This window comes from Acinetobacter sp. YH12063, from assembly GCF_013419715.1.
In the GTDB taxonomy this organism is placed as follows: domain Bacteria; phylum Pseudomonadota; class Gammaproteobacteria; order Pseudomonadales; family Moraxellaceae; genus Acinetobacter; species Acinetobacter amyesii.
In genome coordinates this window covers 56,202-70,730 of the sequence record NZ_VOZO01000004.1, presented here as the reverse complement: position 1 = coordinate 70,730, position 14,529 = coordinate 56,202, and the positions used below count along the sequence as shown (strand labels likewise).

General features: G+C 41.0%; 9 protein-coding genes. 7 read left to right on the top strand and 2 right to left on the bottom strand.

Features of this window, described 5'->3' with window-relative positions; genetic code table 11:
• Positions 1-3: 3 nt before the first annotated feature.
• Entirely contained in the window at positions 4-3,330 is a 3,327-nt protein-coding gene (locus FTU12_RS05640; protein WP_180113942.1) for a LysM peptidoglycan-binding domain-containing protein, read from the bottom strand.
• Between the two features lie 206 nt (positions 3,331-3,536).
• Between FTU12_RS05640 and dnaQ the strand changes: the two genes are divergently transcribed.
• From dnaQ to nudC, 3 genes are all read left to right on the top strand, one after another.
• Complete coding sequence (gene dnaQ, locus FTU12_RS05635) at positions 3,537-4,940, top strand: DNA polymerase III subunit epsilon (protein ID WP_180113941.1); 1,404 nt, start codon at positions 3,537-3,539, stop codon at positions 4,938-4,940.
• Positions 4,941-5,068: 128 nt separating this feature from the next.
• Positions 5,069-6,715: a chemotaxis protein gene (locus tag FTU12_RS05630; RefSeq protein ID WP_180108782.1), complete on the top strand. Its 1,647-nt coding sequence runs from the start codon at positions 5,069-5,071 to the stop codon at positions 6,713-6,715.
• Positions 6,715-7,488 carry an NAD(+) diphosphatase gene (gene nudC, locus FTU12_RS05625; RefSeq protein WP_180026822.1) on the top strand — a complete coding sequence of 258 codons (774 nt, stop codon included), beginning with the start codon at positions 6,715-6,717 and terminating at the stop codon, positions 7,486-7,488. Before FTU12_RS05630 ends, nudC begins: the two co-directional genes overlap by 1 nt.
• A 605-nt stretch (positions 7,489-8,093) precedes the next feature.
• Here nudC and serC read toward each other — a convergent pair.
• Positions 8,094-9,173: a 3-phosphoserine/phosphohydroxythreonine transaminase gene (serC, locus tag FTU12_RS05620; protein WP_180113940.1), complete on the bottom strand. Its 1,080-nt coding sequence runs from the start codon at positions 9,171-9,173 to the stop codon at positions 8,094-8,096.
• Between the two features lie 347 nt (positions 9,174-9,520).
• On the opposite strand from serC, the gene FTU12_RS05615 reads away from it, so the two are divergent.
• From FTU12_RS05615 to FTU12_RS05600, 4 genes are read left to right on the top strand one after another with little or no spacing between them, the layout of a single operon-like run.
• Positions 9,521-11,005, top strand: coding sequence for a TolC family protein (locus FTU12_RS05615; protein WP_180113939.1), 1,485 nt, complete (start codon positions 9,521-9,523; stop codon positions 11,003-11,005).
• A 21-nt stretch (positions 11,006-11,026) separates the two neighbouring features.
• On the top strand, positions 11,027-12,190 hold the full coding sequence (locus tag FTU12_RS05610) for an HlyD family secretion protein (protein ID WP_180113938.1): 1,164 nt from the start codon (positions 11,027-11,029) through the stop codon (positions 12,188-12,190).
• On the top strand, positions 12,190-13,320 hold the full coding sequence (locus tag FTU12_RS05605; RefSeq protein WP_180113937.1) for an ABC transporter permease: 1,131 nt from the start codon (positions 12,190-12,192) through the stop codon (positions 13,318-13,320). The genes FTU12_RS05610 and FTU12_RS05605 overlap by 1 nt, the downstream gene beginning before the upstream one ends.
• A complete protein-coding gene (locus FTU12_RS05600) occupies positions 13,317-14,435 on the top strand; it encodes an ABC transporter permease (protein WP_180113936.1) in 1,119 nt (372 codons plus the stop codon). The genes FTU12_RS05605 and FTU12_RS05600 overlap by 4 nt, the downstream gene beginning before the upstream one ends.
• Positions 14,436-14,529: the final 94 nt, after the last annotated feature.

The following is a 14,529-nucleotide window of genomic DNA, read 5'->3' as shown; positions in this document are numbered from 1 at the left end:
GACTCAGTTTGGTACTTTAATGACTTCACCAATACGTAACTGAGCAGACGGTTGTATATCATTCATTTCAGCAAGTTTTGATGTATCAAGTCCATAACGGCTTGCTAAACCAATCAATGTATCGCCGCGTTTAATACGGTATTCACTGATAGTTTTAGGGACTTGTAAATTTTGACCGACACGAAGCCCAGCACGCGGATTCAAGTTATTTAATTCAGCCAATGCTGCCACAGTTAAACCTGTCCGACTAGCAATCGAATTTAAAGACTCGCCTGATTTCACAGTATAGCTTTCAGTATTTGTTGGTTTCACATTGCTCGTAGAGGATTTAGCTTCCGTTTTTTTGGTTTCAGTTGCTTTACTAGCTACATCAGCAGGTAGTTCACCATCTACTTTTAAACGCTGCCCTACACGAATCGCACTATTGGTATTTAGGCCATTTAATTCAGCTAAATAACGTAATTGAAGATGATATTTCTTCGCAATCACACCCAATGTTTCACCTGATTTCACCACATGAATATCGGTCGCATCAACGGAATTCGTTCGTGTATTGGTTTTGCTTTCAATTTTGGCCGGCTCAACTTTAGTTTCTACTTTAACCGGTGCGACATCACCTGTTAATTTTAATTTCTGCCCAACGCGTAGACCAGAACTACGCTCTATACCATTTAAATTTGCGACATAGTCCATGCCTAAATCATAGCGACTAGCAATGCCTGTCAGTGTATCGCCAGACTGCACCACATATGTATCCGGAACAGTTGAACTTGCAGGAACTTTAATGCTTTGCCCAGCCATCAGCCCACTATTTACCGACATATCATTTAGACTCGCCAATTCTGACAAACTGATTTTTGACCGCGTCGCAATACTGTAAAGGGTATCACCACGCTGCACTTTATAGCTTTCAACTTTATACGCAGGATCAACTTTGACATTTTCAATGCGATTCACGACTTTGCTTTCGAGCTTCTCAACTTCTGCTACAGCTTGTAATGGCACATTAATTTTTTGTCCCACCATCAAGCTACTGCCAGCCGTTAAACCAGTTGTTAAATCTGCCAACTCTTGATTTGACAGCGCATAACGATCTGCAATGAGTTTTAGATATTCACCACGTTTTACCGTGTAGGATTTGGTTTGAACTTTTGCAGATTTTTCGACAACTTGAGCTGCTTTCTTGTCAGCTTCCAATTTTGCTTTAGATGCTGGCGTTTCTTTTAAGGATAATTTCTGTCCAACATATAAACCACTCGTGGTGGTTAAACCATTGTAATCGGCGAGTTGCTTCGTACTTAAACCAAATTGACTCGCAACAGCTGTAAGACTGTCATTTGCTTTCACCACATAGCTATCTGCAATAGGCTTAGCTTTCGATTCTTCATTATTTTGCACAATCGGTTTCGCATCATATAAATAGATGGTCGTACCGACATACAAGGTCGAATCTGGCGAAATTTGGTTCCAAGCTGCAATATCACGCCAATTCACGCCATTTTTCATCGCGATCAACGCTAATGTGTCGCCCGCCAAAACTGTATAAGTACTGCGTTTACCTTTAGGTGGTACAACTACAATTTCAGAATCTGTACGAATGACATTTTTACCTTGGTTGCGTTTGGCTTCTTCGGAATCTGCACCTGTATTTTCAGCCACGCTTTTCGGGTAAGAGAACCCTTTCGTCAGTTCTTTACCTTGTTGATCTGCAATCGACTGACTGGTCTGAATCGCAGTTAACTTAATCTTACCATCGTAAGGATCGACAATTTCAGTGCCCTTCGGCGCAATAGCTTTAATTTCCTGAACGACTTCTTCTTGTTCTGCTTTAGTCGCTACTGGTTTTAATACCTCATCTATTGTTTTGGTCTCACCTTCAGCTTTAATAGCCGCCATGATTTGCTCACGCTCATTTGCGCTGAGTGGTGGCTCGACAGACACGGTTTTCACAGGAGTCGAAGGTGTTACAGCGACTGGAATACGCGGCGCACTTGGAATATCACTATTCGATGCAAAGGCAGCTAAAGCAGATGATCCCATTGGCGTTTTGCCTTTCGTTCCTGATGGAATACTTGGCGTTACCGTTGCAGCAACTACAGGTGGTTTGGCAGAAGCTGTCACTGTCGGCTGAGTGGTCAGCGTAGGCGGTGTCACTTTTGCAGGCTGAATGGTTTTACTGTTTAAATCTGGCGGAGTGACACGTGACGGCGTAATTTCAACATTATTTTTCGGTAAGTTATAAGTTGAATTACTTGCCCAATAACCTGATGAACTACCTGATTGTAATTTTTTCAAACGTGCATCGACTGATGGACTCACATCCGCAGGAATTAAAATCCGCATTGGGCTGCTGCTATCAATCACATCGCCACGATGACCAGGGTTTAGTGCATAGAGTTCTGCACGGCTTAAACCGGTAATAGATGCAATTTCATTTAAATTTGCAGGCCCTACAGCCACTTCACGAAAGTGTGGACGGTTGGCAATTGGCGGTAAACTTACGCCATAAGCACTTGGATTTTTAATAATTTGAGCAACAGCCAAGAAACGTGGGACATAGTTCATGGTTTCTTGGGGCAGTTTTAGTGACCAATAATCCGTTGGCAAACCTGCCGCACGGTTACGGTTAATCGCCTGTTGAATGCGGCCCGGCCCTGCATTATATGCAGCCAAAGCCAATTCCCACGAACCGAACTGGTTATGTAGCGCACCTAAAAACTCATAAGCTGCACGCGTTGATTCCACTACGTCACGACGACCATCATACATTGAGGTTTGTTTTAAGCCGTAAATACGTCCAGTACTTGGAATAAATTGCCATAAGCCCGCTGCGGCTGCACTTGAGGTTGCTGCTGGGTCATAAGAACTTTCAATCACTGGTAATAACGCCAACTCCGTCGGCAAACCACGACGTTCTGCTTCTTTAACCGTGTGATATAAATAACGGGACGCGCGCGCACTTAAACGATCAATATATGGTTGACGTGAAATAAACCAACCACGCTGCGCTTCAATTCGCGTATCCCAGTGGTTCAAATCCATTTTGAAACCCACAGTCATACGCTTCCATACATCACCATGCTTAAGTACTAAAAGGCGATCGCCTTCTACGGCACGCATGTCTGTTGCAGAAAGTAAATCTTCGAGTGAATCTAAACTATTGGCATCGAGAAAGTTTGAGCCAACTTGTTTACTTGCTGAGTTCTGCTTAGTCGTTTGCGATGAAGAACAGCCCGTCAGACCAAGAGCTGCGAGCGCAGAACCCAAGACTGTAAATTTAAAAATTTGTGGTAACGTAGGCTGCCAGACAGTCGCAGTTGATTTATACATAAAAAAATCCAGACAACTCATATAAAATTTATTTTTTAGATATGCCATTGTAGTGAAGCAGGACACAGACACAAGGCGTTAATTTAACGCTATTTCAGTATAAATGTTACAAGAAATTAAAAAAATCGCCAGAAATGGATTTCTCCCTGTCATTTGCGTTATACAATATACGGTTCTGAATGCTCGTTTTTCTCCGGATTTGATTTATGTCTCAAACAATCACGCTTTATGTTGATGGTGCATGTAAAGGCAACCCTGGCTTAGGGGGTTGGGGGGCGTATATCATCCGTGAAACTGGAGAAGAAAAACTCTGCGGCGGCGAAGCTGAAACCACCAATAACCGTATGGAATTGACTGCCGCAATTGAAGGCATTCAACATTGTCCGTCCGATGCAAAACTGATCATTTGGACAGACTCCAACTATGTCAAACAAGGCATTACCGAGTGGATTCATGGTTGGAAAAAGAAAAACTGGAAAGATGTTAAAAATCCAGATCTGTGGAAATTACTGGATGCAACTTGTCAGGGTCGGGAAATTGAATGGAACTGGATTAAAGGGCATGCAGGCCATCCCGGAAATGAGATGGCCGATCAATTGGCCAATCTAGGCGCAGAAAAAACCCTCGAACGCATCAAACAAGCGGCATCAACTACAGCTGAAGCACCTAAAAAAAAAGCTGAACCCGATTGGCTATTAAACGATCCGTTTGGACTTGAATTTGCTGATAGCGAGGATGAAGCAGAAGAAATCTCTGCTGAGACAGCTATTGACGCAGAGCAGATTGATGACATTGCGATAGAACAACAAGCAACTGACACTGCTTCAATGTTGAGTGCAGGTGCTTCTACACAGTCTAAGCAAGCTGCTGAAATCCATCCAATGATTGTCATTACACCAGCAACCGTCGATGTATCTGGCCCACGACAATTAATTTTAGATACGGAAACCACAGGTTTCTATTTCCAAGATGGCGACCGTATTATTGAAGTCGGTGCGGTGGAAATGATTAACCGCAAACTGACCGGTAGCTCAATTCATATTTATATCAACCCGCAAAAACCTGTCGGTGAATCTGAAAATATTCACGGAATCAGTGATGACTTTCTAAAAGACAAACCACTGTATGCTGAAATTGCTGATGTCTTATTTGACTATCTAAAAGGCGCAGAAATCATTGCGCATAACGCAACCTTCGATATGAACTTCCTTGATATGGAGTTCAAACGTGCCGGTTTTGTGGCCTTATCTGAAGTTTGCGAAGTCACCGATACCTTGGCTATGGCCAAAGCCAAGCATCCAGGCCAGAAAAACTCACTCGATGCATTAGTGCGTCGTTACGAAATTCCACAACGTGACCGTACCTTCCATGGTGCCTTACTCGATGCGGAAATTCTGTCTGACGTATACTTAGCAATGACGGGTGGTCAGGTATCCTTTGATATCGATGCCCTGACCCACTCGCAAAATGAAGATGGTTCGCAAACCCGCGCCGCTGTTGAAATAGAATTACCAGTGATTTTACCTTCAGCCGATGAACTTGAAGCCCATGAGACATGGGTCAAACAATTTGAAGAAAAACATGGTACACCTTGCCTTTTTGCGAAATAAAATCTAAATTTCGTGTTACTTTTTGTATATAAACAATTCTTACATACGCTATAGTAAAACCATAAACATGGACCGCCTTAAGGGGCGGTTAATAAACAAGATAAAACATCTAGGAAAGGTGCAGATACATGTCTTACCAAACCTCTATCCATTTTGATCCAACGGCTTTGCTGATAATAAAAAATGAGGTTGATAACTCAATCAAGTTAGTCGAATCAGCAGTCAGCACCTTAGTTGAAGATCAAACTTTACCTTTCGGGATTGATGATGCACTGATTCAATTTGAACAATGTGCTCAAGTATTAGCTTTAGTTGATATGCCAAGTTTGGCAAAAATCGCTCAATATTCAGCAGAGTTAATGCGCAAGATCATGGGGAATCCTGCGCAAATTAACACTCAAGATGTCATCGCACTGAGCGAAGGCACAACCATGCTGAAACGCTATATTGAATTTATCTGCTTACGTGAAGTTAAAATCCCACAGTTCCTACTCGACAGTCTGAATCGTCTAGAACTGTCTTTAGGTAAACCTTTAACGTCGGAAGGCCAACACATTGAGTCCCTACTCGATTGTATTACTCCTGACTTTGACCTACCTCAAGCGCCTGCACTTGAAAAATCAAAATACGTTCACCGTCTGTATAAGTTGGCGTTGAATAAATTGATTAAACAAGAAGAAACTGAGCTGGATCTGCAAGCGATTAAATTGGTCGGTGCGTATTTAGCAGGTCTTTCAGATAAACATCCAAGCAAACAATACTGGAACTTGGTTTTTGTTGCATTTAATCAAATTGATCAAATCTTAATTACCGATGCTCGTTTACGTACCTTGGTAAGCATTGAACGCAATATGGCTCAATATTTTGCAGGAACTGAGCGCTTTAAAGCATCCATTTCTGATTTAGCCAATGTCTTAAGTCTAAGCATTAGCCAAGAAGATGACATTTCTCATCATATTCGTGGCAAGTTAAATATCGGTGAAGACCTTCTTACCGACACCCAATTGCAAGTTTTCAGTCGTCATTTATATGGTCCTGACTTCGAAACCATGCATACCATTGGTGAATTGGTTACGACTGAAATGACGCAAATTCGTAATGATATTGAATTTAACTATCAAAATATGACGCCTGAAAAAACCCAAGAACTTCAAGCGAAATTGAACGAATTGGCAAATATTTTCAAAGTCTTGAACCTAAATGAAGCGTATAACGACCTGTCGCGTCAAGCTGCGTCATTAGGTAATGCTGAGATTTTACAAGATGAAAGCTTTGCCCAGCAGTTGATGAACAATATCTTGTCTGCCATGAACTCGATTGGTGTGCTTGAGCGTCATCACACTTCTAGCCGCTTACAACTTCGTGTGAATAATATGAATATTTCACTCGACCGTTTAGATGAAGCACACGCTGCTCTGTTAAATGAGACCAAGGTTTTAATTGATGCTGCTAGCCAATCTTTGGTTCAGTATTTACAAAACCAAGATTTGACACAACTTGAAGCGACTGCAACTCAATTCCGCGAAATTGGTGGTGCAATGTTGTTCCTCAATGCAGATGCGGCTCAAAATGCACTGAACTCAACAGCTCAATTCATTTTGAAACGAGTTGAATCGTCAACAGCCATTGAAGCAAATGAAGTGAATCAAGCATTAGATTCATTGGCAAGCGCAGATATGTTGATTGACAATTTAAAGAACAAACAACCTGTTTTACAGGGCATGTTTAAGGTAGCATTGGACAGTAGCGAAAAACTGAAATCAGCAGCGGCCTAATGTCTAAATTATCACTTGCCTATATCTTTAAACAACAGCAATTGCTGGTCGATGAAAACTTTCAACTTCCCGAAGTTGAGCAACTCGCAAGTGATTTAAATATTGGCACGGGTGATCGAGTGATTGCCCGTGACCTACTTGAAAATGAGCCTATTCCTGATGGCTTACAACTCATCCCTATTCGCCAGCTTCTACAATTGTGGAATGTTCAACAATTTGAACAAGCCAGCCGTGCTATTCAACTCTTAGAATGGCGTCGTAATCATAAATTTTGTAGCCACTGCGGCACAGCAACTCAAGTCCATGCCACAGAATACGCCATGGTTTGTCCCACTTGCGGTTATCACCAATACCCTCGTGTCAATCCTTGTGTCATTACCGTCATTACCCGTGGTGAAGATGAAATCTTATTGGCAAAAAATGCAAAAAATGTCCGTGCCATGTATGGACTGATCGCGGGTTTTGTTGAAGTCGGTGAAACTTTAGAAGAAGCGGTTCGTCGTGAAACTGAAGAAGAAGTGGGTTTAAAGGTCAAAAATATTCAATACTTAGCCAGCCAACCTTGGCCCTTCCCAAGTAATTTAATGATCGCCTTTAAAGCAGAATATGCTGCTGGTGAACTTCAATTACAAGAAGAAGAAATCAGTGATGCAGCTTTCTTTAAATTTGATGCATTACCTGAAATTCCTTTCAAAGGCAGTATCGCCCATTCGATGATTATGCATGTCATTCATGGTTCTGCTGTTGCAGATGATACCCAGGCATGGTTATAAGCTACTGCTTTTGAGGAACTTAGAAATAAAAAAAGCCGCCTCAGTGTGGTTTTTTTACTTCTCGCTAATCATGTGTATTCGCTGAATATTTAAATGATTGAATATTTTTTATCCACAAGCCAGTCGATTTATTCTATTTTTAAATTCAAATTAAAATAACTTATCCACAATATTAAATTCAAAATAATGCTGCTAAATAAATCCATCTGCAAAAGATAAAATATAAAAATCTAATATAAATAAATAAGATAGGAAATTTATGAAACTAAATTTAGCAATTCGGTTGCTTATTTTTAAATAAACTAAATAGTTTAGTAAGTTTATGGCAGATAGTACTTTATTTAATCAAATAATTATGTTAAAAATGCGTTTAAGAAATAGTAATTAACGATAAATAGATCGGAAAGAATATCTATGAAAGTCGTGCAAGAAGAAAACTTATCGCAAGTTGACCATCACATGGAATCTCGATATCAAATCGAGCCAATGTCCTGCTTATTTTTTATGTTAGGTATGCTGATTTGTGCATACGTGTTACATACTTTTATTTTTTAATCTATTCAATAAAAAAACCGGCATTTGCCGGTTTTTTTATGCCTTTAGGATTATGCGTTGCGTTTTGCAAAGTCATCCATAAAGTTAACCAGTGCTTGAACGCCTTCTAGCGGAACAGCATTATAAATACTTGCACGCATACCACCCACTGAACGGTGACCAGCTAAATTCAGCAAGTGGTTTTCTTCAGCTTCTTTCAAGAATTGTTTTTCCAATTCTGGATTCGCCAAAGTAAATGGTACGTTCATGATTGAACGGAATTCTTTTGCAATTGGATTTGCATAGAAATCGCTTGAATCAATATAACCATAAAGTAATTCAGCTTTTGCCATATTCGCTTTATAAATTGCGTCTACACCGCCCTGCTCAAGTAACCATTCAAAAACGAGGCCAGATAAGTACCATGCATAAGTTGAAGGTGTATTCACCATTGAACCATTTTTCGCTTGAGCTGAATATTTCAAGATACTTGGAATATCTGCTTTCGCTTGATCCAATAAATCATCACGAATAATCACCAAAGTTAAACCAGCAGGACCAATATTTTTCTGAGCACCTGCATAGATTAAACCGAACTTAGATACGTCTAATGGTGCAGATAAAATGCTCGATGAAAAATCGGCAACCAATGGTTTGTCCGTTTCAGGAATGTTGGCAAACTGAAGACCACCAATAGTTTCATTATCTGCATAATGCACATAAGCCGCATCATCAGATAAGTTCCAAGTGCTTTGATCAGTAATCGCAAGTTTACCGTCAATGGTGGTACCCGCTTCAACAACATTAATGTCGCCATAACGCTGTGCTTCTTTCAACGCTTTTTCAGACCAAATACCAGTGTGGATATAGTCTGCTTTGCTTTTTTTACCCAATAGGTTTAATGGGATCGCAGAGAATTGAAGTGATGCGCCACCTTGAAGGAATAACACTTTATAGTTGTCTGGAATATTCATCAGCTTACGAAGATCAGCTTCTGCTTTCTCTGCCACAGCGACATAGTCTTTACTACGGTGGCTCATTTCCATGATCGAAAGGCCTTTGCCTTGCCAGTCAAGCATTTCAGCTTGAGCTTTTTCTAAAACGGCAGTGGGTAATGCAGCAGGACCAGCACAGAAGTTGTACGCGCGCATGAGTTTTCCTTTCAAAGTGAAACACAATAAAATGATGGCATTTAACCATATCTGACGCGTGCTTGCAGTAGTTAAAGCTGAAAATATTCCAATGCTGTCTGACATTTGAAGTCAAATTTTCAATAAAGATCAAAATTAATTCTTATTAATTCAAATTATTAGATTTACTGATATTTTTTATCCCTTGAATTGATGCTAATTTAAGGTCTTGATGTGCGAAAATGACGTGCGCTGCAAAGATAAAATTTATTTACATATGTATATGAAACAATACAACAACTTAGTGAATTTACCCAACTTCATCACAATGACTATAATGAACCCATCCCAGCTGTGAGTGTGTTTTTATGCCTTTACCTCGAACAGATTATTCTATAAAAATTAAACATACATTTCGTTCAGGATTGCTGCTTGGCCTTGGTTGTTTCAGTGGCTTTTTTAGCCCCACCGTACTTGCGCAAAGTATCAGTTATAGCCAAGCAGAACAAAGTCTACTCACCAGCTCGTATAGTACTCAGGCCAACCAAGCGCTACAACAATCTGCCGAACTTCAAGCTCAGGCCATTAAAGGCCTTGGTTTACCTCGTGTGGATTTAAACGTCCGTGCCTATGCCTTTCATAATGAACTCGATATTCCTCTCGGCGCCTTAAAAAACAACTTAGAACAAACGCTGAGTAATGGCATTAATAATAAAATTGATGAAAGCTTACCGAGTGATTTGGCAGACCCATTAAACAGTCTGCAACAGCCAATCCGTGATGGTGTCGAATTAATTCCAGATTCTTCCCAAGTGGTCTTAGATGATCAAGTGATCCGCCCTACCGTTTCCGTAATGATGCCGCTGTATACCGGTGGGTTAACGTCTAGCGCCAAGGAAATTGCCAATATTCAAGCCAAACGCAGCGCGATAAGCAGTGAACAACAACAAGATGTGCAACGTTTTGAATTAATCCAAGCCTACTTCAATGCTCAATTACAAAAAAAATTAGTCGAAAGCAGCCGCTTCAATTTAAATGCGATGCAACAACACTATGCCAATGCGCTCAAAATGGAACAACAGGGTTTTATTAGCAAAGGCCAGCGTATGCAATTTGAAGTGGCGAAGAATAATGCACTCAGAACTTTTCAAAATACTGAAGCGAATCTCCGCTCTAGCTTATTTAAGTTAAACAACTTAATGCAAAGCAGCCAAATTACTGATCTTACAACGCCATTATTTATCAATCAGCAACACAATCAAAATATAACCGCCTTACTAAAAAGTTATCAGGATCAGTCTAGTTTGGTGCGTAAAATGCAATTGGACAGTCAATTGGCTGGTGCTAATGTGAAAGCCCAAAGCGCAGCAAAAAAACCCAACGTCTTTGCCTTTGGTGAATATAGTCTTGACGATAAACAAAACTGGATCGTTGGTGTTGCCGCTCGCTACAACTTATTTTCAGGTATTGATAAAAACAAATCCGTACAAGCTGCTGAACTTCAACGCTATGCATCTGAGTTAATGACTGAGCGTACCAAACAAGAAATTGAAAGCCTGATTTATAGCTCATTTAATGAAGTCACCAGCGCTCAGCAAAGTCACCTGTTGTTACAGCAAAACCTAAAAGCTGCTCAAGAAAATTTAAGAATTCAACAGCTTTCATTTAAGGAAGATATGGGTACGGCCACACAAGTCATTGATGCACAAAATGCATTGAACGGGCTACAAAGTGAAATGGCGCTTAATGCTTATAAATACGTGATGTCACTCGCAACACTGCTACAAAGTCACGGGAGCATTGACCAGTTCCAAAGCTATATCAATCAATCACACACCGACTATATTCGCTAAGCTTAGCCGAGGGGAAACCATATGAATCAGGAACCGACTGATCACCAAGAAGATGCCTCCGCGAAAGCTGAAACATCCCAATCCAATGTCTCGAGTTCAAACGTTTCGTCTACAGCAAATACTGCTGACGATACTCAAGAAAAAGTGGCGACTAATACCGATGCAGAGACGAAAAAAAGCTCAGTGCAAAGTCGCAATAAATCTGCTTTGATCAAGCTCGTGATTGGCATTGTCTTAGTTCTGCTTCTGGCATTGATCGCATTTGGTCTATGGAAAAGTTATCAGCCTAAACAGGTTGAATTACAAGGTCGAGTAGAGGCAGAAACCATCCACATTAGTACCAAAGTACCCAGTCGTATCGAAGAAATATATGTGCATGACGGTGAAAAAGTACAAGCAGGTCAAGCACTGGTTCGTTTAACCAGCCCCGAAGTCGATGCAAAGAAACAACAGGCTTTAGCTGCTCTCCAATCTGCGCAAGCACTGCAATCCACAGCTGAACGTGGCTCTCAACAAGAAAATATTGATAGTTTATATGCCAATTGGCAAAGTCTAAAAGCACAGCAACAATTGGCGCAAACCACCTACCAACGTGGTCAAAACCTCTATAAAGAAGGTGTGATTTCACGACAACGCCGTGATGAAATGCAAGCTGCCGCAGTGTCTGCTGCGCAAATGACAGAAGCGTCTTATCAACAATATGCGCGTGCAAAACGTGGCAGTACACCGCAACAACAAAGCTCGGCAGATGCCCAAGTCAAGATTGCGCAAGCCGCGTTGGCCGAAGCAAATGCACTTGAGGCTGAAACCAAATTGTTTGCACCGTCCAATGGCACCATTTCAAAAACCTATGGCAAAGTTTCAGAATTAGTTGCGATGGGTGTGCCCGTTGTAAGCCTGATTCAAGATGATAGCTTATGGATTAGCTTAAATGTCCGTGAAGACCAGTATGCTCAAGTGTATCAACTCAAGACCATGCAAGGATTTATACCGGCGCTAAACAAATCTGCCGAGTTTAAAATTGATCACATCGAAGCCGAAGGTGAATTTGCAACGATTAAAACCACGCGGCAAACGGGCGGCTATGACATTCGTAGTTTTAAAGTCCAACTGAAACCCGCTCAGCCGATTGCTGACTTAAAAGTGGGTATGAGCGTTTTGTTTAAAATTGAAGAGCGTAAATAATGTTTAGGGGCATTCTGCGTGAGTTTCGCTATTTGATGCAGCATAAATGGGACTTGTGTATGGTCACACTTGCCCCTGCCCTTGTGATTTTGCTCTTTACCAATATGTTTGCTCAAGGCAAACCAGATCATTTACCCATCGCGATCATAGACCAAGATCAAAGCAGTTTAAGCCGTAACATTACTCATTTTGCGCAGCTGAACCATACCTTAAAAGTAGCCACCATTACACCCAGTATGGATGATGCTGAAAAGCTTTTAAATCAGACTCAAATTTGGGGCTATATTCATATTCCTGCTGGTGCAGAGCAACGACTGGTTCAAGCAAAAGATGCAGAAGTCAGCATTGCCTATAACCAAAGCTATTTTAGTGTCGGCAATAGTATTTCATCAGCCATGCTGCTAAGTACATTGCAAGCCATGGCCGATTTTAGTGGTCATCAGTATTTAGAAAATACAATTCCCTACCTCGATGCACCGACACCCAATGTCAAAATTTCGCCCTTATATAATCCAGGTTTAAATTATGAGTTCTATTTAGAGCCGTACATGATTCCTGCGATTCTGCATTTATTACTGTGTTGCTGCGTCGCATTTTCGGTCGGTCAAGAAATCAAATATGGCACTGTAAATCAATGGGTGAAACCGACTTCTGTCTTTCAAGCTTTAATCGCTAAAAATCTTAGTTATGTTTTCATTTTTACCGCTTGGACATGGGCGTGGATGTTGTGGCTAATCGTGTTTCGAGGGTGGTTTGTTCAGGGTTCATTATTGCTCATTTTGCTCGGGCAATTGTTTTTTTATACAGCCTATGCCTTTATCAGCTCTACCGTAGTTTTGGCGACACGTGATCTCACCAAGTCCTTTGGTTTTATTGCGGTATATGGGGGCTCATCACTGAGTTTTGCAGGGGTGACATTGCCGCTGAATAACGCGCCGATGTTTACAAAATTCTGGGCCAATATTATTCCCTATACGCCTTATGCCAAATTACAAACAGAACAATGGGTCATTGGTAGCCCAATCTCTATTTCAATCACACCGCTTGTCACTCTGATCATTTACTGTCTGTTCTATTTGGTTCTTGCCAGCTTCTTTTTACGGAAAGTACTGAAGGAGCAAATCATATGAATAAAATCGTGTCATTTCTATCAACTTTGCTCAGATACTATATTCAAAGCTTTAAAGATATTGTGAAGCACAGTTCGATTTTTACCACTTTGGTGCTTTCTGTTTTTCTTTATAGTTTTTTTTATCCCATTGCTTATCAAGCGGAACACGCGGAATCGCTCCCCATTATTGTGGTGGATGAGGAACAAAGCATACTCACCAATACGATTATTGGTGCTGTAGCCAATAGTCCCAATGTAGAAATTCGAGCTGTGACTGGTAATTTTGCGGAAGCTGAAAATATGCTCCGAAGTCAGCAAGCTGACGGGATTTTACTGCTGCCGAGTAATCTTTCAAATAGCATTCGCCGTGGTGAAACCGGTGGAATTGGTTTATATCTCAGTGCTGCAAACTTTCTAAAGACGCAAAAAATTGGCTTAGGTTTAGCCAGTTCGATGGAAAATGCTCTCGGCGAATATGCAGAAAAATTCCAGAACATATCCGATTTTAGCCCAGCTTTATCTATCCATAAGATTCCATTGTTTAATCCACTTTCAGGCTACGGCAGCTATATTTTCCCAGCGGTTGCTCCCTTAATTATTCATCAGACGATTTTATTGGGTCTGTGCATGCTTATTGCGACCTATCGACAAAACACAGCATGGCGTCCGAGCTATACACAATTGGCTGGCATCTTCTTGTGTATTTTGACCATTGGAACGTTGGGATGCTTCTATTTATTTGGTTTTACCTTTTGGCTGAATGATTATCCACGCGGTGGAAATTTTTGTGGCATGTTCATTGCTGTACCCATCTTCCTCAGTTGTATTATTGCGATGACGCTCTATCTAGCCACCTTTCTTGACCTGCCAGAACGTGCAGGACATGTCATCGTTTTTAGTTCTATTCCGCTATTTCTACTTTCGGGAACGGCATGGCCACATGCAGCTATGCCTGAATGGATGCAAATACTCGCTCAAGCATTACCTTCGACCCAAGGCATTCAAATGTTCCTTCAACTCAATCAGATGGGTGTGCCTACAGTAATCGTCACCCCAAAACTGCTTTACCTCACAAGTATTGGACTGATTTTTTTATGTCTTGCTGTCTGGCGTTTAAAGTTTGCCAAAAGATAAAACTGTTTGTGCTGTAAGACATGTCTGGTCTCAAGCGAAATGCGTTCAAACCTATTCATCATGGACTCGAACGCTTTGCTTCTTAGCATGTCTG